The organism is Kribbella sp. NPDC031520 (genome assembly GCF_055580825.1).
On record NZ_JBVIKS010000002.1, the window covers coordinates 560,169 to 583,224 of the forward strand.

General features: G+C 69.2%; 21 protein-coding genes and 1 riboswitch. Of the genes, 8 read left to right on the top strand and 13 right to left on the bottom strand.

Annotation, left to right across the window (positions count from 1 at the left end; genetic code table 11):
* Window positions 1-120: 120 nt before the first annotated feature.
* From ACZ5BU_RS11415 to ACZ5BU_RS11425, 3 genes are all read right to left on the bottom strand, one after another.
* Window positions 121-864, bottom strand: a complete 744-nt coding sequence (locus ACZ5BU_RS11415; protein WP_465697788.1) for an SDR family NAD(P)-dependent oxidoreductase — start codon at window positions 862-864, stop codon at window positions 121-123.
* Window positions 865-880: 16 nt separating this feature from the next.
* Window positions 881-1,948: a ribosome small subunit-dependent GTPase A gene (gene rsgA, locus ACZ5BU_RS11420; protein WP_465697790.1), complete on the bottom strand. Its 1,068-nt coding sequence runs from the start codon at window positions 1,946-1,948 to the stop codon at window positions 881-883.
* A 152-nt stretch (window positions 1,949-2,100) separates the two neighbouring features.
* Entirely contained in the window at window positions 2,101-3,330 is a 1,230-nt protein-coding gene (locus tag ACZ5BU_RS11425; protein ID WP_465697792.1) for a YihY/virulence factor BrkB family protein, read from the bottom strand.
* Between the two features lie 18 nt (window positions 3,331-3,348).
* On the opposite strand from ACZ5BU_RS11425, the gene ACZ5BU_RS11430 reads away from it, so the two are divergent.
* Window positions 3,349-4,971: an acyl-CoA dehydrogenase family protein gene (locus tag ACZ5BU_RS11430; protein ID WP_465697794.1), complete on the top strand. Its 1,623-nt coding sequence runs from the start codon at window positions 3,349-3,351 to the stop codon at window positions 4,969-4,971.
* A 2-nt stretch (window positions 4,972-4,973) separates the two neighbouring features.
* Window positions 4,974-5,052: riboswitch (ZMP/ZTP riboswitch) on the top strand.
* Between the two features lie 28 nt (window positions 5,053-5,080).
* The gene (locus tag ACZ5BU_RS11435; RefSeq protein WP_465697796.1) at window positions 5,081-6,529 is read left to right on the top strand and encodes a glycine hydroxymethyltransferase; all 1,449 of its coding nucleotides are present in this window, start codon (window positions 5,081-5,083) and stop codon (window positions 6,527-6,529) included.
* Window positions 6,530-6,571: 42 nt separating this feature from the next.
* Here the strand turns inward: ACZ5BU_RS11435 and ACZ5BU_RS11440 are convergent, their stop codons facing one another.
* From ACZ5BU_RS11440 to ACZ5BU_RS11450, 3 genes are all read right to left on the bottom strand, one after another.
* On the bottom strand, window positions 6,572-7,750 hold the full coding sequence (locus tag ACZ5BU_RS11440) for an ATP-grasp domain-containing protein (protein ID WP_465697798.1): 1,179 nt from the start codon (window positions 7,748-7,750) through the stop codon (window positions 6,572-6,574).
* Window positions 7,747-8,874, bottom strand: a complete 1,128-nt coding sequence (locus ACZ5BU_RS11445) for an aminotransferase class I/II-fold pyridoxal phosphate-dependent enzyme (protein WP_465697800.1) — start codon at window positions 8,872-8,874, stop codon at window positions 7,747-7,749. The genes ACZ5BU_RS11440 and ACZ5BU_RS11445 overlap by 4 nt, the downstream gene beginning before the upstream one ends.
* Window positions 8,875-9,007: 133 nt before the next feature.
* Complete coding sequence (locus ACZ5BU_RS11450) at window positions 9,008-10,537, bottom strand: DHA2 family efflux MFS transporter permease subunit (RefSeq protein ID WP_465697802.1); 1,530 nt, start codon at window positions 10,535-10,537, stop codon at window positions 9,008-9,010.
* 63 nt (window positions 10,538-10,600) lie between these two features.
* Between ACZ5BU_RS11450 and ACZ5BU_RS11455 the strand changes: the two genes are divergently transcribed.
* The gene (locus tag ACZ5BU_RS11455) at window positions 10,601-11,071 is read left to right on the top strand and encodes a GbsR/MarR family transcriptional regulator (RefSeq protein ID WP_465697804.1); all 471 of its coding nucleotides are present in this window, start codon (window positions 10,601-10,603) and stop codon (window positions 11,069-11,071) included.
* Window positions 11,072-11,120: 49 nt separating this feature from the next.
* Here ACZ5BU_RS11455 and ACZ5BU_RS11460 read toward each other — a convergent pair whose 3' ends face one another.
* The 5 genes from ACZ5BU_RS11460 to ACZ5BU_RS11480 all read right to left on the bottom strand — a co-directional run bounded on the left by ACZ5BU_RS11460 (window position 11,121) and on the right by ACZ5BU_RS11480 (window position 15,016).
* Window positions 11,121-11,294, bottom strand: coding sequence for a hypothetical protein (locus ACZ5BU_RS11460; RefSeq protein ID WP_465697806.1), 174 nt, complete (start codon window positions 11,292-11,294; stop codon window positions 11,121-11,123).
* Between the two features lie 706 nt (window positions 11,295-12,000).
* Complete coding sequence (locus ACZ5BU_RS11465) at window positions 12,001-12,546, bottom strand: amidase family protein (protein ID WP_465697808.1); 546 nt, start codon at window positions 12,544-12,546, stop codon at window positions 12,001-12,003.
* Between the two features lie 94 nt (window positions 12,547-12,640).
* Window positions 12,641-13,243: a hypothetical protein gene (locus ACZ5BU_RS11470; RefSeq protein WP_465697810.1), complete on the bottom strand. Its 603-nt coding sequence runs from the start codon at window positions 13,241-13,243 to the stop codon at window positions 12,641-12,643.
* A complete protein-coding gene (locus ACZ5BU_RS11475) occupies window positions 13,218-14,450 on the bottom strand; it encodes an MFS transporter (protein WP_465697812.1) in 1,233 nt (410 codons plus the stop codon). The genes ACZ5BU_RS11470 and ACZ5BU_RS11475 overlap by 26 nt, the downstream gene beginning before the upstream one ends.
* A complete protein-coding gene (locus ACZ5BU_RS11480; protein ID WP_465697814.1) occupies window positions 14,447-15,016 on the bottom strand; it encodes a winged helix-turn-helix domain-containing protein in 570 nt (189 codons plus the stop codon). The genes ACZ5BU_RS11475 and ACZ5BU_RS11480 overlap by 4 nt, the downstream gene beginning before the upstream one ends.
* 412 nt (window positions 15,017-15,428) lie before the next feature.
* On the opposite strand from ACZ5BU_RS11480, the gene ACZ5BU_RS11485 reads away from it, so the two are divergent.
* The 5 genes from ACZ5BU_RS11485 to ACZ5BU_RS11505 all read left to right on the top strand — a co-directional run bounded on the left by ACZ5BU_RS11485 (window position 15,429) and on the right by ACZ5BU_RS11505 (window position 20,922).
* Complete coding sequence (locus ACZ5BU_RS11485) at window positions 15,429-17,120, top strand: nitrite/sulfite reductase (protein ID WP_465697816.1); 1,692 nt, start codon at window positions 15,429-15,431, stop codon at window positions 17,118-17,120.
* Between the two features lie 142 nt (window positions 17,121-17,262).
* Window positions 17,263-17,949, top strand: a complete 687-nt coding sequence (locus tag ACZ5BU_RS11490) for a phosphoadenylyl-sulfate reductase (protein ID WP_465697818.1) — start codon at window positions 17,263-17,265, stop codon at window positions 17,947-17,949.
* Window positions 17,946-18,845 (top strand): sulfate adenylyltransferase subunit CysD, encoded by a 900-nt coding sequence (gene cysD / locus ACZ5BU_RS11495; protein ID WP_465697820.1) that lies wholly within the window; start codon window positions 17,946-17,948, stop codon window positions 18,843-18,845. The genes ACZ5BU_RS11490 and cysD overlap by 4 nt, the downstream gene beginning before the upstream one ends.
* Window positions 18,845-20,131 carry a sulfate adenylyltransferase subunit 1 gene (locus ACZ5BU_RS11500; protein WP_465697822.1) on the top strand — a complete coding sequence of 429 codons (1,287 nt, stop codon included), beginning with the start codon at window positions 18,845-18,847 and terminating at the stop codon, window positions 20,129-20,131. Before cysD ends, ACZ5BU_RS11500 begins: the two co-directional genes overlap by 1 nt.
* Complete coding sequence (locus tag ACZ5BU_RS11505; RefSeq protein ID WP_465697824.1) at window positions 20,128-20,922, top strand: sirohydrochlorin chelatase; 795 nt, start codon at window positions 20,128-20,130, stop codon at window positions 20,920-20,922. The genes ACZ5BU_RS11500 and ACZ5BU_RS11505 overlap by 4 nt, the downstream gene beginning before the upstream one ends.
* Here the strand turns inward: ACZ5BU_RS11505 and solA are convergent.
* Both solA and ACZ5BU_RS11515 read right to left on the bottom strand, forming a co-directional pair.
* Window positions 20,919-22,040: an N-methyl-L-tryptophan oxidase gene (solA, locus tag ACZ5BU_RS11510; protein WP_465697826.1), complete on the bottom strand. Its 1,122-nt coding sequence runs from the start codon at window positions 22,038-22,040 to the stop codon at window positions 20,919-20,921. The two genes, ACZ5BU_RS11505 and solA, sit on opposite strands and share 4 nt — an antisense overlap.
* A gap of 29 nt (window positions 22,041-22,069) precedes the next feature.
* Window positions 22,070-23,056 carry an aldo/keto reductase gene (locus tag ACZ5BU_RS11515; RefSeq protein WP_465697828.1) on the bottom strand — a complete coding sequence of 329 codons (987 nt, stop codon included), beginning with the start codon at window positions 23,054-23,056 and terminating at the stop codon, window positions 22,070-22,072.

Genomic DNA, 23,056 nt, shown 5'->3' on the forward strand with positions numbered 1-23,056 from the left:
GGAGCTCAGGGCGTTGAGCCTGAGCGTGAAGGGTGGCCGTCCGCTACGCGGCGGCCGGCGGGGTGATGATTCGATGCACGAGGGAGACCTTAGCCAGCCTCCCGAGCGTGAGCGAACGGTTTACATGCGGAGGTACGAGCCGCCGTTGAAGTCGAGGACGGTGCCGGTGGCAAATTCGGCTTCGGCGGAGGCCAGGTAGAGGATTGCCGCGGCTACTTCGGACGGATCCGCTACTCGCTCCAGGGGGCTTTCGAGACGGCGGCGGTCGTAGCCTTCGCCGGCCAGGTTCACCGCGGCCATGTCGGTGACCGTCCAGCCCGGTGCGATGGCGGTGACGGCGATTCCCTCGGGGCCCAGCGCGCGAGCCAGGGACTGGGTGAAGGAGACGATCGCCGCCTTCGAGGCGCCGTATGCGGGCTGGTTCGGTTCGCCGCGGAACGCGCCGCGCGACGAGACGTTGACGATCCGGCCGCCGCGGGTCATGTGCCGTACGGCGCACCACGTTACGTTGGCTGGACCAACGAGGTTGACGGCGAGCGTGTCCGCCCACGCCTGCTGCCATTCGGCGTACGTCGTCTCGCGGATGCGGTGCGGGTGGTAGACGCCGGCGTTGTTCACGAGTACGTCGATGCTGCCGAGCGCGGAGGCGGCGGCCGAGACCATGGTCTCGATCGCGGCCGGGTCCGCCAGGTCCGCGGGTACGGCGACGTGGCCGGAACCGGGGAGCTCCTTCACCACCTGGGCGGCTGCCTCGGCGGAGGAGCTGTAGTGCACCGCCACCCTGTCCCCCGCGGCGGCGAAGGCCCGCGCCGTCGCTGCACCGATCCCCCGAGAAGCTCCTGTCACCAGCACCGATCGGTTCATACGACCGATCTTTTCATCACGGACGAGGCTTCCAGTCGCTGCGGTACGACTTCGCCGCGCGGACCCACTCCTTCTTGGACTCGTTGCGTAGACGTACGTCCGCACGCCGCGCCATGTACGCCGCCTCCCGCTGCAGCTTCACCCAGCTCTCGTAGCGCCGGTACGGCAGCGTGCCGTCCTCGAGACCCGCCTGCACGGCACAGCCCGGCTCGGACTTGTGTGAGCAGTCCTTGAACTTGCAGCGCTCAGCCAGCTCCGTCACGTCTGGGAACGCGGCAGCCAGCCCCTCCCCGCTCTCCTGCAGACCGATCCCCCGCAGCCCAGGCGTGTCGATGACGACCCCACCGTGTGGCAGCACGATCAGCTCTCGCCGTACCGACGTGTGCCGCCCCTTGCCGTCCTCACGGATCTCCCGCACGTCCAGCAGCTCCACACCCGCCAGAGCATTCACCAGCGACGACTTGCCTGCACCACTGGACCCCAGCAACGCCAACGTCGCGTCTCCGTCCAGCAACGCACGTATGTCGTCCATGCCCGCGCCTGTGGTCGCACTGCACACCAGTACATCGGCACCTGGCGCAGCAGCGGCCACGTCCTCGGCCAGCAGGTCGGCGTCACTCACGAGGTCGGACTTCGTCAGTACGACGACCGGACGCGCGCCGCTCTCCCACGCCAGCGCCATGAAGCGCTCGATCCGGACGATGTTCGGCTCCGGGACCAGGCCGACGACGATCGCGATCACATCGACGTTCGACGCGAGCACCTGCCCGCGGGACGAGCCGCCCACCTCGGCCCGGACGATCACCGTACGACGCGGTAGCACCGATTCCACGGTGATCCGGTCGTCCGGCCAGAACCGCAGGACCACCCAGTCGCCGGTACACGGGCCGGCCTGGGCATCCGACGCGATCTCGGCGAGCAACGCCCCGGACCAGCTGGCCCGGACCGGCCCGTCTTCGGTGAGAACCGTCGCCAGGCCCTTGTCGACCCGGGCGACGCGTCCCGGGACCAGGTCCTCGGGGACGGCCTGTAGACATTCGGCCGTGGAACTGTCGAGTCCCAGGGCCTGGAGTTTCGCTGACATGCGACGAACCTTTCGAACGGTCCGGCCGCGCGATTCAGCGCCGCGGACGGACGGTAACGGAGACAACTGGCCGATCGGCCGCTTCCGAGCTCATGGCGGGTTGCCTCCTTTCCGGTCCGTGCGGTCCAGCCAGGACCGTGTTCGCGTTGCCGTCAGCCTAGGTCGTCGGTCTCCCCCTGCGCACCGGGTTTTCCGACCGAGGCCGTGCTGCGCTCGGGCTCCTCGGCCACCTCGTCCGCAGCGACATCGACGGCGTCCTTCTCAGGCAGTTCATTGGCGGCAGGTGCCTCCGTGCGTGGGCCGGCCAGCTTCTCCACCTTCCGCGCCACCTCGATCTCCGGCCGTTCGCCCGCCTCGACCGGCGTCAGCGGGTGCCGGGCGTGCACATGATGCGGCTCCGGCTCCGCCTTCATCACCGGCTCGACCTCGTCCGTGTCGTGGTCCTCGGCGACGGTCTCCTTCTTGACCTCGGTCACGTGCGCCTTGTGCGGCCACAGCCGGTCGACGACGGCATTCAGCGCAGCACCGATCAATACGGCGATAGCGGTCATGTACAGCCACATCAGTACGGCGATCGGCGCCGCCAGCGGCCCGTAGATCGACGTACCGCCGACCGTGCTCTGCAGGATCCACCGGAGCACGAAGCTGCCCAGGATCCAGATCGACAGCGCCAGGAACGACCCTGGCAGGTCGGAGACCCACGGCGTCCGGATCGGTACGGAAAGGTGGTACAGGGTGTTCAGGAAGCCCGCGGACAGGATCGTGACGACCGGCCAGTACAGCTGGTTCAGGAAGTCCAGGCGGTGCGGCAGCAGGGCGTTGACCGCATCCGGGCCGGCCAGCACCAGCGGCAGCACGATCACGCCGATGACCAGCGCCGCGCAGTACAGGCTGAACGACAGCGCGCGGGTCCGGACGATGCCGCGCTTGCCGCCCATCCCGTACATGATCGTGATGGTGTCGACGAACACGTTCAGCGCGCGGCTGCCGGACCAGAGCGAGAGCACGAAACCGATCGAGATGACGTCCGGCCGGCCGCCGTTCAGCACCTGGTCCAGCGTCGGCGAGATGACGCTCTTGATCGAGTCGTCGGTCAGCGCCCGCGCCGCCAGGTCGACGATCTGCTGCTTGACGTCGTTGATCGTCTCGACCTCGAACCACTTGCTCGCGATGTAACCGAGCGAGCCGGCCAGCCCGAAGATCAGCGGCGGCAGCGAGAGGATCGCGAAGAACGCCCCCTCGGCGGCCAGACCGGTGACCCGGTAGCGCAGGCAGACCCCGATGGTCTGCGTGAGCAGCTTCCAGGTCGTCGCGGGGATCTTCCGGACCCATGCCAATGAGAGGGAGCTCCCACCAGTGGGTCCTGCCCCGATGCGTGCCATACCGCTTACCGTACTGACATGGCGGACCCATTCGCGGTAACGAATCAGGCTCCCCCACTGCGGGGCGTGAACTTCTTCACCCGGGACGCGGCGCTCGGTGACGCTCTGCGTCCGTACGCCGACCTCGCGGAGGATCCCGGCCTGCGCCGGATCGGTGAGCTGGCCGGGTCCGAGGAGGCGCTTGCGCACGCCCTTCCGGCGAACCAGAACCCGCCGGTGCTGCGTACCCACGACCGGTACGGGAACCGCGTCGACGAGGTCGACTTCCACCCGTCGTGGCACTGGCTGATGCAGCAGGCCGTCGGGTTCGGGCTCCAGGCTGCGCCGTGGACCAGCGAGGCGCCCGTGCCGCACCTCACTCGCGCGGCCGGGTTCTACCTGTGGTCGCAGGTCGAGCCGGGGCATGGTTGCCCGATCTCCATGACGTACGCCGCCGTACCGGCGCTGCGGGCCGACGAGGCGCTGGCGAAGGAGTGGATCCCGCAGCTCGCGTCGACGGAGTACGACGTACGCCGGCTGCCGGCCGCGGCGAAGAACGGCGTACTGGCCGGGATGGGGATGACCGAGAAGCAGGGCGGTTCCGACGTACGGGCGAACGTCACGACGGCGACGCCGGTCGGGGACGAGTACCAGCTGCACGGGCACAAGTGGTTCTGCTCGGCGCCGCAGGTGGACGTGTTCCTCGTACTGGCGCAGGCGCCGGACGGGCTGAGCTGCTTCGTCGTACCGCGAGTTCTTGCCGACGGCAACCGGAACCCGTTCGCGCTGCAGCGGCTGAAGGACAAGCTCGGGAACCGGTCGAACGCTTCGTCCGAGGTCGAGTTCCACGGGACGATCGGCTACCGGCTCGGAGAGGAAGGCGCCGGGGTCCGGACGATCATCGAGATGGTGGCCGCTACCCGCCTCGACTGCGTCCTCGGGTCGTCCGCCCTCCAACGCCGCGCCCTGGTCGAGGCCATCTGGCACACCCGCCACCGCTCAGCCTTCGGCGGCCTACTGGCCGACAAGCCTGCGATGCAGAACGTGCTGGCGGACTTGGCGCTCGAGAGCGAGGCGGCGACGGCCCTGGGGATGCGGTTGGCAGCCGCAGTGGACGCCACGGTTGCCGGTGACCAGAGCGAGGCTGCCTTCCGGCGGATTGGGTTGCCGTTGGCGAAGTTTTGGGTTTGTAAGCGGACGCCGTTCATGGTGGCCGAGGCGCTGGAGTGTCTTGGCGGGAACGGGTACGTCGAGGAGTCGGGGCTGCCGCTGCTCTACCGGGAGTCGCCGTTGAACTCGGTCTGGGAAGGGTCCGGGAACGTGAACGCGCTCGACGTACTCCGGGCGCTGCAACGGCCCGAGTCGCTCGACGCCTGGCTGACGGAGATGGCCGCCGTTCAGGGTGCCGACCAGCGGCTCGATGCAGCCGTGAACGACGTACTGCAAGCGCTTGCTGACGCCGAGAATGCCGAAGCCGGTGTGCGAAGGCTGGCTGCGCTGATGGCCCTGTGCCTGCAGGGTTCGTTGCTGCTCAGGTACTCGACACCCGAGGTCGCGGACGCGTTCGTGGCGTCGCGATTGGCGAAGGACTGGGGTGGGGTGTTCGGGACGTTGCCGAGGACGACACCGTTCGAGCAGATCGTCGATCGCGCGATAGGGTGAGCCACGTCGCGACTGGCGCGCTGAAGGTGGATAACCACCGGGGAGCGAAACCCGTCGGCACCGTGCGCCTGGGTGCCTTCGACCCACTGCAACCGCAGGAGAGACAACGATGACTCAATCCTTCGACGCCGCCGCCGCGTCGGCCGCGTACAACAACGCGCTGCAGGTGATCGCCGCGGTCGAGCCGACCATCGCCGGCGCGATCAGGGCCGAGCTGGCCGACCAGCGGTCCTCGCTGAAGCTGATCGCCAGCGAGAACTACGCCTCCCCCGCCACCTTGCTCACGATGGGCAACTGGCTGTCGGACAAGTACGCCGAGGGCACCGTCGGGCACCGCTTCTACGCCGGCTGCCAGAACGTCGACACCGTCGAGCAGACCGCCGCCGACCACGCGACCGCGCTGTTCGACGCCCGGCACGCCTACGTCCAGCCGCATTCCGGCATCGACGCGAACCTGGTCGCGTTCTGGGCGATCCTGGCGCAGCGGATCGAGTCCCCGGCGCTCGCCGAGGCCGGCGCGAAGCACGTCAACGACCTGACCGACGAGGACTGGACCAAGCTCCGCAAGGCGCTCGGCGACCAGAAGATGCTCGGTATGTCGCTGGACGCCGGCGGTCACCTGACCCACGGCTTCCGCCCGAACATCTCCGGCAAGATGTTCAACCAGCACTCGTACGGCACGAACCCGGAGACCGGGCTGCTCGACTACGACGAGGTGGCCCGCACGGCGCGCGAGTTCAAGCCGCTGATCCTGATCGCCGGCTACTCGGCGTACCCGCGCAAGGTGAACTTCGCCAAGATGCGCGAGATCGCCGACGAGGTCGGCGCCACCCTGATGGTCGACATGGCGCACTTCGCCGGCCTGGTCGCGGGCAAGGTCTTCACCGGCGACTTCGACCCGGTCCCGCACGCGCACGTCACCACGACCACCACGCACAAGTCGCTGCGCGGCCCGCGCGGCGGCATGGTGCTCTGCCAGCCGGAGTACGCGGAGTCCGTCGACCGCGGCTGCCCGATGGTGCTCGGCGGTCCGCTCAGCCAGACGATGGCCGCAAAAGCGGTCGCCCTGGCCGAGGCGCGGCAGCCCGCCTTCAAGGACTACGCGCAGGCCGTCGCCGACAACGCGGTCACGCTGGCCGAGGGCCTGATGAAGCGCGGCGTGAAGCTCGTGACGGACGGTACGGAGAACCACCTCGTCCTGCTCGACGTCTCGTCGTACGGCATCACCGGCCGCCAGGCCGAGTCCGCCCTGCTCGACGCGGGCATCGTCACGAACCGCAACGCCGTACCCCGCGACCCGAACGGCGCCTGGTACACCTCCGGCGTCCGGATCGGTACGCCGGCCCTGACCACGCGCGGGTTCGGCGCCGACGAGTTCGACCGGGTGGCCGAGCTGATCGTGGACGTCCTGTCCGCGACCACCCCGACCACCACGTCCGCCGGCGCCCCGTCGAAGGCGAAGTACGTCCTCGCCGACGGCGTCGCCGACAAGACCCGCGCCGCCTCCGCCGAAATCCTCGACAAGCACCCGCTGTACCCAGGCCTCGAGCTCAACTGAACGCACGGACGGCGCCCGCCTGGGCGCGGGCGCTGTCCGACGTCAGTTGGTGACTGTTCCGGCCGGCGGATGACTGGGCAACGCCTTGCACACCTGCTCGGCGATACCGACGGCCTCGGTCGGGTCAGGGCCGTACGTCAGGACATAACCGAGCCGGCGGTGGTACGCGGTCGGCTCCCAGCGCCATCGGATCAGTCCGTCCGGCGCATCGATCGGATCCGGCGGCTGGGCAGGCAGCCCGTCGGCGAACAGCTCGTGGTCGCCATGGACGAACCGGATGGCTGCGGCCGCCTGGGCCGCACGGCCAACCGGATCCGTTCTCGGATCGAGGGCATCGAGCAGCACCTGACGCAACACGTCGACGCCGGTGCTCAGCTGCAGCAGTTCCCAGATGCGGTCGCCACCGAGCCGACGGTTGACCTCGACAACCTTGGGTCCGTCGTCGGTCAGCATGAGTTCCACATGTGCCGGCCCGTCCAGGTGTCCCAGCGCCGTCAAGGCTAGGAGCGCCTCGGTCCGGAGATCGCCGACGTCCACCCGGGCGGGCATGAGATGACCGACCTCGACGAAATGCGGCGGCCCGGAGGTGAACTTCTCGGTCACCATCAGGGCCTCGTGCCGGCCCGAGACCGATCGGGTCTCGACGCTGAACTCCGGGCCGGACAAGCGCTCTTCCGCGAGTACCGCACCCAGACCGGCCGAGCGGACCCAATGCCAGCCCTCCTCGGCCTGCTCGGCGCTGTCGACCGCGAAGACCCCCAGACTCCCGTTGCCGAGGTCGGGCTTGAGAACGATCGGGCCCGTCGCGGCGAAGGCGCGCACCTCGGCCGGATCGGAACACAGCCGGTGCCGAACCGGCCGGCACCCTCCGTCCGCGAGCAGATCCCGCTCAGCGCTCTTTCCCGGCCGCCGGTCCGCCGGCCCCGGGACGGACCGGATCCCGAGCTGCGCCGAGATCGCGGCCACCGCGGGCAGCGCGAATTCGCCGTACCCGGCCACCACGTCGAGCAGATCACTCCGGTGCAGAGCGGCGGCGGTTTCGAGGATCTCCGCGGGCCGATCCCAGCGCGCCACCCGCAGCCCGGCGGCCCATCGCTGATAGGGCGCGAGGTCGTAGCCACCGGGCATCCCGTCGAGCTGGAGCAGCGTGACGCGACCGGGCAGGCCGACAAGCCGGGCGGCCAACTCCGGCCAGGCGCCGACGAGCAGCAGATGCGTCATGACACCGCGGCCTTGTCGAGTGCGTCCCGGACGTCGCCGACCAGATCGGCCGTCGCCTCACAGCCACACGAGATCCGTACGAGACCGGCGGGTACTGCGAGATGCGGCCACGCACCGATGTCATTGGCGGTCGACTGCAGACCGCCGTAGCTGGTGGCCGGACTGATCAAGCGGCTCGCGCGGAGGAAACGATGCAGGTACGCGCGATCGGGCAGGCGGAAGGCCAGCAGACCACCGCCGAGCGTCATCTGCCGGGACGCGAGCTGGTACTGCGGATCGGACGGCGAACCCGGCCAACGCAGTCCGGTCACCTCGGCGCGCGTCGCGAGCAGCTTCACCAGAGCCGCCGCGTTCGCATTCTGCCGTTGCACTCGCAACTCCAATGTCCCGATCGACCGCAGCGCCAGCCAGCAGGTGAAGGCGGCCGGAATACCGCCGTGCAGATAACGCCAGTCCCGCAACGCCGTCAGCAACGCGGGGTCGCGGCTGCTGACATGGCCGAGCACCAGATCGTGGTGACCGCCGACGACCTTGGCATCGCTGCACATCACCAGATCCGCGCCCAGGTCCAGCGGACACTGACCCAGTGGCGAGGCAACCGAGTTGTCCACGGCCACCAAGGCACCGGCCGCGTGCGCGAGGTCGGTGATCTCGCGCAGGTCGTAGAGCTCCAGCAGCGGATTGCTCGGTGACTCGACCACGACGAGCCGGGCCCCGATGACGGCGGCCGGCAAGTCGGCCATGGTGTCGAGCACAACGGTCTCGACGCCCCGGCCGGCGAGCTGATCGGCGATCTGCCGGGTCTCGTAGTAGGTCCCGCCCTCGAACAGCACCAGCCGATCAGCGGGCCGCAGCAATCCGAGCAGTACGGCGGAGACCGCTGCCATCCCGCTGTTGAAGACGACCGACCGGCCACGATCGAGAGCCCCCAGCGCATCCTCGAGCTGATCCGCCGACCGATGCCCCCACCGGCCGTACCGGACCGGCGCGAGGTCGTCCAGATCCTGGTGGTACGCCGAAGCGAACTCAGGCGAGACGACCAAGGGACCGGCCGGCTGCGGGACCGGAATCGCAGCCCGCGCGGCGAGGGTCCCGACTCCGAAATCACCGTTCGTCCAGTCCATCCGCGGCTCCCCTCCGTGACCGGCCGTTCACCGGGCGCTGACGTACATTAACCGGTTAACAGCCGCCTGCACAGAGCTCGGAAGACCTTTTCACCTGGATCGAATCGACGCCGACGTGACCCGGGCCTCGAGCTCAGCCGACGTCTGGCTCCGACGCCTTCGTGCCGTGCTTCGGCATGAGCACGGCGGCCAGGACAGCTCCGGCGACGGCGATCGCCGCGGAGACCCACATCGTGGTGTTGAGGCTGGTGAGGAAGGCAGCTCGTACGCTGCGCGCAAGCGCCGGCGAGCCGGTCCTGGCGGCGACCGCGAGGCCGCCCGCGAGACTCCGCTCGGCCGCGTCGGCCAACTGCGCGGGCAAGCCGCCGACCTGGACGTGGTGCCGGTAGACCGAGTTGAGGACGGTGCCGAGGACGGCGACGCCGACCGTGCCGCCTACCTGGCGGAACGCCTGCAGGAGGGCGGAGCCGGTACCGGCGCGCTCCGGGTCGAGGACGCCGAGGGCGGCGTTCATTGCCTGGGGCATCGAACAGCCGAGCCCGAAACCGACCACCACGAACCAGATCGCGGTGTAGCCGTAGCCCGTACCGAGATCCGTGGACGCCCCGAGCACGAACCCGACAGCCATCACCGCGAACCCGGCCATGACGACCAGGCGCGTGCCCACGCGAGAGTCGACCGGTTCGGCGAGCTTGGCACCGACGGTCATGCCACCGATGAACGGCAGCAGCTTCAGGCCGGTGTGCAGGGCGTCCGATCCGTTGATGCCCTGGAAGTACTGCGGCATCGTGAACAACAGACCGAAGATCGCGAACACCGACACCGTCAGCAGTACGGCGCCACCGCTGAAGACCCGCTCGCGGAACAGCCGCAGCTCGATCAGCGGCTCAGTGTTCCGGCGCTGCCACAGCAGGAAGCCCGCGATCAGTGCGACGGCCAGCGCGAGGAACACGATCGTGACGCCGTCCGTCCACGAGGACTCGCCGGCTTTCGTCACGCCGTACACCAGGGCCGCGAGGCCGGCGCTGGACAACAGGATGCCGAGCCAGTCGATCGCCGGCCGGTTCGCGCTCCGGCTCTCCGGCACCAGCAGCGTGACCGCGATCGCCGCGAGGAACGCGATCGGGATGTTGATCACGAAGATCCACTGCCAGCCGGCGTGGTCGAGCAGCAGACCGCCGACGATCGGGCCGAGTGGCATACCGATGCTGTTGGCAATGACGAAGAAGCCGATCGCCTTCTTCCGCTCCTCCTCGGTGCGGAACAGTACGGTGATCAGCGACAGCGCCACCGGCACGATCATCGCCGCGCCGATGCCGAGGAACGCCCGGGCGGCGATCAGCTGACCGGCCGACCCGGACAGCGCGCAGGCGAGCGACGCGAGCCCGAACAGCGTCAGCGCGATCGCGATGATCTTGCGCCGCCCGTACCGGTCGCCGAGCAGACCGGCCGGCAGCAGCAGCGCGGCGAGCACCAGGTTGTAGCTGTTCGCCATCCACTGCAGCTGGCTGGTGGACGCGTCGAGGTCCTTGGCGAGCGTCGGCAGCGCGACGTTCAGCACGGTGGTGTCCAGACCGAGGACGAGTACGGCGAGACACAGCGCGATGAGCACACCGAACCGGCGGGCGCCGGTCAGTGTCGACTGCGGGGTGGTCGTGGTCATGAGATTCAAATTATCAGAATCTTGTGATAGTTGCGATAGATCAAATTACTGTAAGCTTCAACTGTGGTGGAGGAACCCAGCCGGGAGGCCGTCAGCCAGTTCGTGGAGCGGTTCGCGGGCGTCCTGGCGAACAGCGGCGTACCGACCATGTCGGCGCGCGTGATGGGCGCGATGCTGGTCAGCCCGAACGGGACGATGACCGCGGCCGAGCTGGCCGAGATGCTGAAGATCAGCCAGCCCGCGGTGTCCGGCGCCGTCCGGCAGCTGCTGCAGGTGTCGTTCATCTCCCGCGAGCGCCTGCCCGGGTCCCGCAAGGACCACTATCGGATCCGCGAGGACGTGTTCGCCGCGATCCTCGAACGCCGGAACCTCGCCCTCGGCGAGTGGGAGGCGACCAGCCGCTCCGGCGCCGCACTGTTCGGCGAAGACTCCCCCGTCTGCCGGCGCCTGACCGAGGCCGCCGACTTCTTCGCGTTCATCCACGCCGACATGGAACAGATGATCAAGGAGTGGCGAGCGGAACATCCTCGATGAACCGTCGCGAGGCCGGGCAGCTCGTCGGTACGGCCTGGCTCGACAGCGACTACCGGATCGCCTGGGAGACCCGGATCATGCGCCGCCGGGTGCCGCTGTACCGGGCCGGGATCGCCGTACTGCGCGCGCTCAACGCTGTCACCGGCGGGCGCGACCGGCCGTCGTTGAAGGTGACGCAATGGAACCGCGTCGGCCCGCACGGCGGGACGTTCGTGATGGACAAGCTCGAGACGATGACCGGGCGGACGGATCACCCGGTGACGTCGCGGGCCGAACTGCGGGCGCGTACGTCGTTCGCGTCCCGGCTGGCGCGGGCGATCTCGGCGGACGAGTGGCCGCAGATCATCTCCGAGTACGAGCGGCGCCGGCGTGGTGAGCGTCCGCAGTACCACTATGTCGGGCACCGGCCGCTGAACGCGGAGTCACACGCGCTGATGGACGAGGCGTGGGTGCGGGGCGAGCTGCCGACGGACAGGTTCCGGGCGTGGAACGTCATCAAGTACGAGGACGACGGCGCGTTCTACAGCGAGTTCTACACCCATGGCGACGCCCGCGGTTATCCCGGCGGCGAGACGAACCCGCGGTTCCGGCTCGGCCGGATCATGTTCGACGTCAGCTGGCGCGACAGGGCGACGCTCGCGCTCGAGCGTCAGGTACTGCGGCGAAGCCGGGTTCTTCGCGCGAAAGAGCTGGTCAAGTTCTTCCGGATCGAACTGCGGGAGATGTTCCGCCCGCCGGCCCCTCCCGCGGCGAACCCGACGAGGAAACGCCGGGACGCCTTCACCCCAGAGGTCATCGCCGCCGTCGCCGCCTTCGCCAAACCCAAGGAGCTCCGCTCCCCGACCGCCCGCGGCGAGACCACCCCCAGCCTGACCGCGCCTCCGCCATCGACGTCGCCAACACCCTCGCGAAGGCACTACCACCAGCAGTCAACGGACAGTTGCTGGCGGCAACTCCACGCAAACCCGCCGAGCAACAGCCAGCGCCGCCGCATCCATCCCATACGGCGCAACCACCTGAGCCCCCACCGGCAACCCACCCAACAACCCGACCGGCACACTCACCGCCGGATGCCCAGTCACGTTGAACACCCAGCACGGATCCCCGGTGACGATGCTCTCCTCGTGCTGATCGTAGCCATGGGCAACAGTCAGCGTGGTCGGCGTGACGAGTACGTCGACCTCCGCGAAGAGGTCGGCCAGCGCGGTGTTGTTCCGGTTCCGCACCTCGACAGCCCGCCGCACCGCAGCCGTCGTCATACCCCGTCCGTTGTCGAGCGCCGACAGCACGGGCCACGCTTCGTCGGTCGGTTCGAGCTCCAGCGGTACGTCGACCACGTCCACGCCACACACCGCCAACCGCTCCCGAACCACCCGATCCACACCCACGTCAGCCGCACACACCCCAAGCGTCGACCGATACGCCACCCGCCACTGCCGACTTTGAGAACCCACCAACCATGAATCGCCGCCCATGGTGGTTGGTGGATTCTCAAAGACGGCACACCCGCGGTGGTCAGCCGGCGGACCGCGTCACCTGGCCCGGCAAGTGACGAGGGCTGGCGGTGGATCACTCGGCCACCAGGGCGTACGCGAAGGCGAGGCGGCGGTCGAGCCAGTCAGCTCGCACCGTGATCAAGGTGGTGCCCTCGGAGTACATGGCGACCTGGTCGGCCGTGCGCCACTCGAGGGTGCGGGTCTTCGTGGGCTGGTCGCCGCCTTCGTCGCCGACGCCGGTCAGGCCGTCGAGGACTCCGACGAGCAGGCGGCTCGCTGCCTTGGCGGCCAGGCGGGCGGGTGGGCCGCTCAGCCATTCGGTGCGGCCCAAGAGCTCGGGACGACCGGGTTGGGTGATGCGCCAGTTCGGGCGCAGGAGCGGCCGGGTGGACGGGATGCGGGTGATCGTGCCGAGCTCGGTGCCGCCGGCATCAAGGACCGACCAGGTGTGCTCGGACGACTCCGCGACCCGGCAGAGCAGGTGGGTCAGGTCCGCGTCGAGGTAGAGCGAGCGGTCGGAGCCGACGTACGCGTACGGCGTGAGCACCCGGTCGTCCTTCGGGCCGGACGCCACCCGGATCGCGTTCGGACCCCACTCGATGCGGTTGCGGGTTCGGGTCGCGGGGCGTTCGACGTTCCCCAGGGTGAACTCACTGACGCTCTCCCAGCCGGACACTCGCTGAGTGTACGGGTGGCCGGACGCGGACCGCGGCCCACAGCACCAGGGCCGCGAACAGTACGGCGACCAGTACGCAGGCGGCCGGGATGCTCGACAGGCTGATCAGGGCGCCGAATCCGGTCATCGCGAGCGGCATCAGGGCCTCGTCGGACAGGTTCACGAGGCTGTAGCTGCGCCCGAGGTACGACGGATCGACCGACTGCTGGAACGCCGCCGACAACTGCGCCGACGCGATCCCCGCCGTACTCCCGATCATCGCCATCGCCACGAACACCGCGAGCTTCGGGGCCAGCCCGATCATCGCGCACCCGGCCGCCTGAACCACCAGCGCGAGCAACCCGGACCGCGCCAGGTCGGAAGGCTTCCACCGCATCGCCACCACCGCCCCGGCGGCCGCCGCGATCCCGGACGCGGCCTGGAACCACCCGAACCAGGCCGAACCCCAGCCCGCGGCGTGCGTCCGCTGCACCAACCCCACCGCGAGGATCGGCCCGACGCACAGGTTGAGCCCGGAGAACGCGATCACCAGCGTCCGCGCCCGTACGTCCCGCTTCAAGTACGCGAACCCGGCCCGCAAATCAGCAACCACAGATCCACCCGAGGACACCGGCTGCGGCAACCGCGGCTTCACCACGAACGCGAGCGCCACCGCGATCACGACGAACGACGCCGCATCGACGATCATCACCATGACGAGGCCGCCGTGCGCGACCAGCAGACCACCCAACGGCGCCCCGGCGAACGCCGCGAGCCGCGTCGCCAGCTGCGTACCTGCCGACAGCGTCACGAGATCCTCGGACCGGACCATCCGCCGCGGCAGCGTCCCGGACGCCGGCGTGTACAGCGCGTCGACCGCCCCGAAAACGAGCGCCACCGCGAGCAGCAACGCCAGCGACAACCCCCAGATCGTCACGGCCGTCGCGGCGGCGGCGAGTACGACGATCCGCGCCAGGTTGGCCAGGATCATCGTCCGCCGCCCGTCGAGCCGGTCCGCGAGCGCACCGCCGTACAGCAGGATGAGCGCCTTCGGGAGCGCGCCGATGCCCATCACCAGTCCGGCGCCGGCCGGGGTCGTGACCTGCGCAGCGCTCCAGGCGAGCCCGACGTACCAGGCCGTGTCGCCGGCCCACGAGATCGCGGCCGACAAGATCCACCCTTGTACCCGCCGGTCCCTCCGGAGCGGCGGGAAGACCGGGGACGTCATGGACGCGCCGGTACGGCGTGCGCGAAGAAGAACACGCGGTGCGCGTCCTCCCCCTCGGCGGGGTTCTCGGCGTACTCACGGACCAGGTCCTCGACCCGTTCGCTCAACTCGACCAGCTGCGACGGCGTCAATGTGAGCCATCTCTCGGTCGCGTACGCCGCCCGCACCCAGGGTTCGCCGAACTCGTACCTCATGTCGAACCACTGGCGCACCTTGCCGACGTGATGGGCCAGGTTCGCGTCCTCGGCCGACGCCGCCACCAACTCCCCCGCCGGGTCGCCCTGCGCGTCCGCGATCGACCACGAGTACTGCGAGGTGTCGCCGAGCTTCCACCACCGCTCGCGCCGGGTCTTCGCGAGCTCAGGCGCTTCGACGATCACGCCCGCGGACGCGAGAACCTTCAGGTGATGGCTGATGTTGCCGACAAGTTCTCCGGTGGCCCCGGCCAGCCGGGACGCGGTCGCCGGGCCGTCGATGTTCAGCAGATCGAGCAGCCGGCGGCGCAGTGGATGGTGCATCGCGGCGAGCACGGACGGCGTCACGGTGCGCCGGTTCGGAGGCGTCATACGGCGAACCGTAGCTTCCACAAGAACTCTTGCACAAGATATCTTGCGGAACGGCTCTGATAACAGAATCAATCCCCACCAGACTGATAGACATAGCCACATCGTGAGATTCCGTCTCAGGATGTAGGAACGGGAGTTGATTTGTCAGGCGCTGGAGCTGACGCTTGGGAACATGCTCGCTGCCCTGTCCACCCACCTCGTAGGTCGCATTCATGTCGACCTCGGGCGGATGCGCAGCGCTATCTGTTGTCCTTCGATGTTCTGACAGCCACCCTGCCCGGGCCAACGACGGCCCCCTGATCATCCCCGATCACCGCTGGGTGCGCACCGCGCGGAACGCATCGAACCGACGACGCTTCGATCTCCCCGCCGCTGGTGAGCACCTGTCACGAGGACAAGGACACGCCCCCCGATGACTGCCGGCGTCACCACTCCTGCTGCCCGCAAACCCGCGCGCCCCCGCAAGGGCAAGGGCGAAGGCCAGTGGGCACTCGGATACCGCGAGCCGCTGAACAAGAACGAAGAGAACAAGAAGAACGACGACGGCCTGAACGTCCGGGCCCGGATCGAGAACGTCTACGCGCACCGCGGTTTCGACTCGATCGACCCGGCGGACCTGCGCGGCCGGTTCCGGTGGTGGGGGCTGTACACGCAGCGCAAGCCCGGGATCGACGGCGGCAAGACCGCGACGCTCGAGCCGGAGGAGCTGGACGACCGCTACTTCATGATGCGGGTCCGGGTCGAGGGCGGCCAGCTGACCACCGAGCAGCTCGCGGTGATCGCCGAGGTCTCGACGAAGTACGCCCGCAACACCGCTGACATCACCGACCGGCAGAACATCCAGCTGCACTGGATCGCGATCGAGGACGTACCGGCGATCTGGCAGCGGCTCGAGGCCGTCGGCCTGTACACGACCGAGGCGTGCGGCGACGTACCGCGCGTGGTGATCGCCAGCCCGGTCGCCGGGATCGCCGCGGACGAGATCATCGACCCGACGCCGGCGATCGACGAGATCGTCGAGAAGTACATCGGCTCGAACGAGTTCTCGAACCTGCCCCGGAAGTTCAAGACCGCGCTCACCGGTCACCCGTCGCACGACGTGGTGCCGGAGGTGAACGACATCGCGTTCGTCGGCGTGGTGCACCCGGAGTACGGCCCGGGCTTCGACCTGTGGGTCGGCGGCGGCCTGTCGACGAACCCGATGCTCGCGCAGCGGCTCGGCGCCTGGATCCCGCGCGACGAGGTGGCCGAGGCGTGGTGGGGCGTGACCAGCATCTTCCGCGACTACGGGTACCGCCGGCTGCGGACCCGGGCGCGGCTGAAGTTCCTGCTCGCGGACTGGGGCACCGAAAAGTTCCGCGAAGTTCTCGAAACCAAGTACCTCAAGCGGAAGCTGATCGACGGCCCGGCGCCGGAGGTGCCCGCGGTCCAGGGTGACCACGTCGGCGTGCACAAGCAGAACGACGGCAAGTACTTCGTCGGCGTCGCCCCGGTCGTCGGCCGGGTCTCCGGTACGACGCTCGCGCAGGTCGCGGACGTGGTCGCGGCGCACGGGTCGAACCGGATCCGGACCACCGCCCAGCAGAAGCTGCTGGTGCTGGACGTCGAGGAGTCGCAGGTCGACTCGCTGGTCGCGGAGCTGGACAAGCTCGGCTTCCAGGCGAACCCGTCGGCCTGGCGGCGGAACACGATGGCCTGCACCGGGATCGAGTTCTGCAAGCTGGCGATCGTCGAGACCAAGGCGAAAGCGGCACAGCTGATCAACGAGCTCGAGGAGCGGATCCCCGAACTCGATGTACCGATCACCGTGAACGTGAACGGCTGCCCGAACTCCTGCGCCCGGATCCAGGTCGCGGACATCGGGCTCAAGGGCCAGCTGGTGATGGATGCCGACGGCAACCAGGTCCCCGGCTACCAGGTGCACCTCGGCGGCGGTCTCGGCCTGGACGCCGGCTTCGGCCGGAAGCTCCGTGGTCACAAGGTCACCGCGGACGGCCTCACCGACTACGTCGAGCGCGTCACCCAGAACTACCTGAAGGAACGCAACGAGGGCGAGCGCTTCGCCCAGTGGGTCACCCGAGCGGACGAGGAGGCACTGACATGAGTGAACGCGCTGCGCCTCTGTACTGCCCGTACTGCGGAGACGAGGACCTCAGGCCCTCCGAAGAAGGCCATGGCGCGTGGGAGTGCCGGCCGTGTGCACGGGTGTTCCAGCTGAAGATGATCGGGTTGCGGGTGAATGTGGAATGAGTACAGACCTGAAGACGCTCGCCGAGGAGGCGAACGAACGGCTCGCCGACGCGTCGGCGGTCGAGGTGCTCGCGTGGGCGAGGGAGACGTTCGGTGACGAGCTCGTCGTGACCGCCTCGATGGCCGACGGCGCACTCCCCCACCTCGCGGCACAGGCCGCGCCGGGTGTCGACGTACTGTTCCTCGACACCGGCTACCACTTCGCGGAGACCATCGGGACCCGGGACGCGGTGGCCGCGACGCTGCCGATCAACCTGATCAACGCCACCCCGAAGCAGACCGTGGCCGAGCAGGACGCGGAGTACGGCGAGAAGCTGCACGACCGCGACCCGAACAAGTGCTGCGCACTGCGCAAGGTCGAGCCGCTCAACCGGTACCTGTCCGGCTACAAGGCGTGGGTGACCGGCATCCGCCGCGAGGAGGCGCCGACCCGCGCGAACACGCCGGTCGTCGAGTACGACGAGAAGCGCGACATGGTGAAGCTGAACCCGATCGCGCCGTGGACGCAGGACGACCTGGACAGCTACATCCAGGACAACGGCGTACTCGTCAACCTCCTGCAGTACGACGGCTACCCGTCGATCGGCTGTGAGCCGTGCACGCAACGCGTCGCGCCGGGCGAGGACCCGCGCAGCGGCCGCTGGGCGGGTACCGGCAAGGTGGAATGCGGGTTGCACACATGAGCACAACTGTTACCGAGTTGGACGCTCTCGAGAGTGAATCGATCTTCGTGTTCCGTGAGGTGGCGGCGGAGTTCGAGCGGCCGGTGATCCTGTTCTCCGGTGGCAAGGACTCGATCGTGATGCTGCACCTGGCCCGGAAGGCGTTCGCCCCGGCGGGCGTACCGTTCACGTTGCTGCACGTCGACACCGGCCACAACTTCCCCGAGGTACTGGCGTATCGGGACGCGGTGGTGAAGGAGCTCGGTCTGCGGCTCGAGGTGGCCGGCGTCGAGGACTACATCGCCGACGGCCGGCTGCGTGAGCGTACCGACGGGACCCGGAACCAGCTGCAGACGATTCCGTTGCTCGACGCAATCAACAAGCACCGCTTCGACGCGGTGTTCGGCGGCGGCCGGCGCGACGAGGAGCGGGCCCGGGCGAAGGAGCGGATCTTCAGCCTGCGCGACGAGTTCGGGCAGTGGGACCCGCGCAACCAGCGGCCGGAACTGTGGTCGCTGTACAACGGCAAGCACCGGCCGGGTGAGCACGTCCGGGTGTTCCCGCTGTCCAACTGGACCGAGCTGGACATCTGGCACTACATCGAGCGCGAGCAGATCCCGCTGCCGTCGATCTACTACGCGCACGAGCGGGACGTGTTCGAACGTGACGGCATGTTGCTTGCCGTCGGCCCCTACTCGCAGCCGCGCGACGGCGAAACCGTGACCCAGCGCCTAGTGCGGTACCGCACCGTCGGCGACATGTCCTGCACCGGCGCCGTCGCGTCCACCGCGACGACCGCCGCGGACGTGGTCGTCGAGGTCGCGGCCAGCGAGATCACCGAACGCGGCGCCACCCGCGCCGACGACCGGGCCAGCGAGGCCGCGATGGAAGACCGTAAACGAGAGGGGTACTTCTGATGAGCACCCTGTTGCGGCTGGCAACCGCCGGATCGGTGGACGACGGCAAGTCGACGCTGGTCGGGCGGCTGCTGCACGACTGCAAGGCGATCCTCGCCGACCAGATCGCGCATGTGAAGACGGTCTCCGAGGCCCGCGGTGGCGACTTCGACTTCGCCCTCCTGACCGACGGCCTGCGGGCCGAGCGGGAGCAGGGCATCACGATCGACGTCGCCTACCGGTACTTCGCCACCGACAAGCGGTCCTTCATCCTGGCCGACTGCCCCGGGCACGTGCAGTACACCCGGAACACCGTCACCGGCGCCTCGACCGCGGACGTGGTGATCATCCTCGTCGACGCCCGGCACGGCGTACTCGAGCAGACCCGCCGGCACCTCGCGGTGGCCGGGCTGCTCCGGGTGCCGCACGTCGTCCTCGCGGTGAACAAGATCGACCTGGTCGGCTACGACGAGGCGGTGTTCACCAAGATCGCCAAGGAGGTCAACGACGTCGCCGACCAGCTCGGCATCGCCGACATCCAGGCGATCCCGGTCTCCGCACTCGTTGGCGACAACGTGGTCGACAAGTCCACCGAGACCGCCTGGTACGACGGGCCGACGCTGCTGGAGTACCTGGAGAACGCCAGCGGCCGGATCGACAACTCCCAGCAGCCGCTGCGGTTCCCGGTGCAGTACGTGATCCGCCCGCAGAGCGACGACGAGTACCGCGATTACCGCGGCTACACCGGTACCGTTGCCTCCGGCACCGTTTCGGTCGGCGACCCGGTGATCGTGCTGCCCGCCGGCCGCCGTACGTCGATCGCCGGCATCGACCGGCCCGTCGTCACGGCCACGAGCACCGCAGTGGTCGAGCGGCCGTCCGCGGTCGCCGGTGAAGCGGTCACGATCCGGCTCACCGACGACATCGACGTCGCCCGCGGCTCGGTGATCGTCGCCGCCGACGCCTCCCCCGGTACCCGCCGGGAGCTGGCCGCCACCGTGAGCTGGTTGTCCGACCGGCCACTGACCGTCGGGGCCCGGGTGCTGATCAAGCACACCACCACCACCGCACAGGCGATCGTCACCAAGATCACCGGCGCGCTGGACCTCGACACGCTCGGAGTCATCGACGCCGCCGAGCTCGCCCTGAACGACATCGGCAAGGTGCAACTCAAGATCGCCGCACCGCTGGCTGCCGACCCGTACTCCCGCAACACCATCACCGGATCGTTCCTGCTGATCGACGCCCACGACGGGTGGACGCTGGCAGCCGGCATGATCGACGACGAAGAAGGGGAACTGCTGTGACTGCTCCAGCGCTCGTGATCCTCGCCCACGGCAGCCGCGACCCGCGGTCGGCCGCCACCGTGCACGCTCTCGTCAAGTGCCTGCGCGGGATGCGCGACGACCTGCGGATCGAAGCCTCCTTCCTCGACCACTGCCCGCCGACGCCGTACCAGGTGCTCGGGAAGCTCGCCGCCGAAGGTGTCGAGGAGGTCGTCGTCCTGCCGCTGCTGCTGTCGGCCGCGTACCACGCGCGGATCGACGTACCGGCCGTCGTCGACGAGGCGCGCAGCCGCTTCCCCGGTCTGCGGATCACCGCCTCGGACGTGCTCGGGTACGACGACACGCTGCTCGACGTCCTCGACCGCCGGATGCGCGCCGAGCTGAAGGACGGCCGCGTCCGTGAGCTGGACGCGCTGGTGCTGGCGTGCGCCGGCTCGAGCGACTCGCACGCCAACGCGAGCGTCACCCGTCTCGCCCGCCTGTGGGGTCAGCGCCACAAGCTCCCGGTGACCGCCGCGTTCGTGTGCGCCGCGTCGCCGTCGCCCGCCGAGGCGGTCCTGCAGTGGCGGCTCGAGGGTCGCCGCCACGTGGCGGTCGGCTCGCTGTTCCTGGCGCCCGGCGTACTGCCCGACCGCGCCGAGACGACCTCGCGCCGCGCGGGTGCCGTCGCAGTATCCGCACCCCTGGGCGTCAGCGCCGAGGTCGCCCGCCTGGTCCTCCTCCGCTACGGCGTAGCCGGCCTGGACCTGCTCACCCTCGAGCCGGCCCCACGCCCGGTCATCGCCCGCCCCGAGCTGGTCCGTACCGCTTAGAACCTGTTCGGGTCGAGGAAGGAGACGTCCGTGTAGGGCGTCTCCTTCGTCGTTGCCTGGGCCAGTAGTTCGCCGATTCCGGCGCAGTGCTTGAACCCGTGTCCGCTGTCGCCACCGGCGATCACCACGCGGTCGCCGTACCGCCCGGCCAGGAACTGGCCGTCGAGCGAGTCGGTCACCATGCAGGGCATCAGCTTCACGGGCTCGGGGTCGAGGTCCGGGAAGTGGTCCGCGATCGCGGCCGACAGCTCGGCGATGTCCTTGCGCGGATGGATGTAGCGGTCGAGCTCGTCCGGATCGACGTCCTGGTCGCGTTCCGCGCCGTCGAGACCGACCTTGACCAGGAAGTCCTCGTCGGAACCGTGACCCCACAGGCCGCGGCCGTCCGCGAACTCCCAGATGAACGACGGGAAGTTCCGCAGCCGGAACGCCTCCGACGCCGGATCCTTCGGCTGGAACCAGAACAGCGGCGTACGCCGCGGTGACAACGACACGTCCGGCACGAGCTTGCCCAGCCACGCGCCGGTCGCGATCACGACCTGCTCCGCGGTGATCGTCGCGGTCGGCGTCCGCACGACCACGCCGTCGGGCCGTACGTCGATCCCCGTGACCATCGTGTGCGGATAGACGGTCGCCCCGAGCCGCACGGCCTCGGCGACGTGCGCGCGCACGGTCGGCTCGGCGTAACAGATCCCCGCCCCGGGATCCCACACCGCGACGTCGCCGTCAGTCAGTGCGTACTGCGGGAACCGCTCGTGCAGCTCGTCGTACGTCAACTCGATCGTCGGCGCACCCGCCTCGGCAGCCGCCTGCCGCGCACCCTGTACCGGCCGACTGTTGGGAGCGCCAACATTCAGCGAACCGGTCTGCCGGACGTACGTTTCCCCGGTCCGCTCCCCCAGATCCGTCCACAACGCCAGGGACGTCCGGGCGATCGCAGTCAGCCCCGGATGCTCCATACACGCCACCCGGAACAACCGCGTGGTCCCGTGCGAGGACCCGAACGGATGCCCGACCGCCTGCCGCTCGATCCCGACGACATCGACCCCGCGAGCAGCCAATCGCCACAACGCCGCCGACCCGAACGCCCCCAGCCCGACCACCACGACCTCCGCCATGCAGTCACCCTATGCCGGGGCCTGGTTTCTCAGCGGCCGACCATCGCCATCCCGTCCGGGTTGTAGCGGTCGCCCTGTACGCCGACCCGGGCCGCGAGGGCGTCGAGATCGGCGATCTCGTCGGCCGACAGCGCGACCTGCGTCGCGGCGGTGTTCTCGTCGATCCGGCCGCGGCGACGGGTGCCGGGGATCGGGACGATCCACGACTGCTGGGCGAGCAGCCAGGCGAGGGCCACCTGACCCGGGGTGCATCCCCTGGGCTCCGCGAGGGACCGTACGTAACGCACCAGCGCCTCGTTGGCGGCGAGGTTGTCCGCCTCGAAGCGCGGGACCCTCGTCCGGATGTCGCCGGCGCTGAACTCGGTCGACGTGTCCACCGTGCCGGTCAGGAATCCCTTGCCCAGTGGGCTGAACGGGACGAAGCCGATGCCGAGCTCGGCGCAGGTGGGCAGCACCTCCGGCTCGGGATCGCGGGTCCAGAGGGAGTACTCGCTCTGCACGGCCGTGACCGGGTGGACGGCGTGCGCCCGGCGGATGGTCGCGGCGCCGGCTTCGGACAGGCCGAAGTGACGCACCTTCCCGGCCTGTACGAGTTCGGCCACCGTCCCGGCGACGTCCTCGATCGGTACCTCGGGATCGACCCGGTGCTGGTAGAACAAGTCGATCACGTCGATGCCGAGCCGGCCCAGCGACTCGTCCGCCACCCGCCGGATCTGCTCCGGCCGCGAGTTCGTCCCGAGCATCTTGCCGTCCTGGATGTTCCACCCGAACTTCGTCGCGATCACCACCTGGTCCCGCAGCGGCGCCAGGGCCTCGCCGACGAGTTCCTCGTTCGCGTACGGCCCGTAGACCTCGGCCGTGTCGAAGAACGTGACGCCCTGCTCGACGGCGTACCGGATGACACCGATCATGTCGTCGCGGTCGCCGGGGTTGGGGCCGTAGCTCTGCGACATTCCCATGCAGCCGAGACCGATCGCCGACACCTGCAGACCCTGACCGAGCGTTCGTGTGTGCAT

Bases quoted from the DNA above. Each gene is read 5' to 3' on its own strand.
- ACZ5BU_RS11415 (WP_465697788.1), bottom strand. From the start codon at position 864: ATGAACCGATCGGTGCTGGTGACAGGAGCTTCTCGGGGGATCGGTGCA.
- rsgA (WP_465697790.1), bottom strand. From the start codon at position 1,948: ATGTCAGCGAAACTCCAGGCCCTGGGACTCGACAGTTCCACGGCCGAA.
- ACZ5BU_RS11425 (WP_465697792.1), bottom strand. From the start codon at position 3,330: ATGGCACGCATCGGGGCAGGACCCACTGGTGGGAGCTCCCTCTCATTG.
- ACZ5BU_RS11430 (WP_465697794.1), top strand. From the start codon at position 3,349: ATGGCGGACCCATTCGCGGTAACGAATCAGGCTCCCCCACTGCGGGGC.
- ACZ5BU_RS11435 (WP_465697796.1), top strand. From the start codon at position 5,081: ATGACTCAATCCTTCGACGCCGCCGCCGCGTCGGCCGCGTACAACAAC.
- ACZ5BU_RS11440 (WP_465697798.1), bottom strand. From the start codon at position 7,750: ATGACGCATCTGCTGCTCGTCGGCGCCTGGCCGGAGTTGGCCGCCCGG.
- ACZ5BU_RS11445 (WP_465697800.1), bottom strand. From the start codon at position 8,874: ATGGACTGGACGAACGGTGATTTCGGAGTCGGGACCCTCGCCGCGCGG.
- ACZ5BU_RS11450 (WP_465697802.1), bottom strand. From the start codon at position 10,537: ATGACCACGACCACCCCGCAGTCGACACTGACCGGCGCCCGCCGGTTC.
- ACZ5BU_RS11465 (WP_465697808.1), bottom strand. From the start codon at position 12,546: ATGGGCGGCGATTCATGGTTGGTGGGTTCTCAAAGTCGGCAGTGGCGG.
- ACZ5BU_RS11475 (WP_465697812.1), bottom strand. From the start codon at position 14,450: ATGACGTCCCCGGTCTTCCCGCCGCTCCGGAGGGACCGGCGGGTACAA.
- ACZ5BU_RS11480 (WP_465697814.1), bottom strand. From the start codon at position 15,016: ATGACGCCTCCGAACCGGCGCACCGTGACGCCGTCCGTGCTCGCCGCG.
- ACZ5BU_RS11485 (WP_465697816.1), top strand. From the start codon at position 15,429: ATGACTGCCGGCGTCACCACTCCTGCTGCCCGCAAACCCGCGCGCCCC.
- ACZ5BU_RS11490 (WP_465697818.1), top strand. From the start codon at position 17,263: ATGAGTACAGACCTGAAGACGCTCGCCGAGGAGGCGAACGAACGGCTC.
- cysD (WP_465697820.1), top strand. From the start codon at position 17,946: ATGAGCACAACTGTTACCGAGTTGGACGCTCTCGAGAGTGAATCGATC.
- ACZ5BU_RS11500 (WP_465697822.1), top strand. From the start codon at position 18,845: ATGAGCACCCTGTTGCGGCTGGCAACCGCCGGATCGGTGGACGACGGC.
- solA (WP_465697826.1), bottom strand. From the start codon at position 22,040: ATGGCGGAGGTCGTGGTGGTCGGGCTGGGGGCGTTCGGGTCGGCGGCG.
- ACZ5BU_RS11515 (WP_465697828.1), bottom strand. From the start codon at position 23,056: ATGCACACACGAACGCTCGGTCAGGGTCTGCAGGTGTCGGCGATCGGT.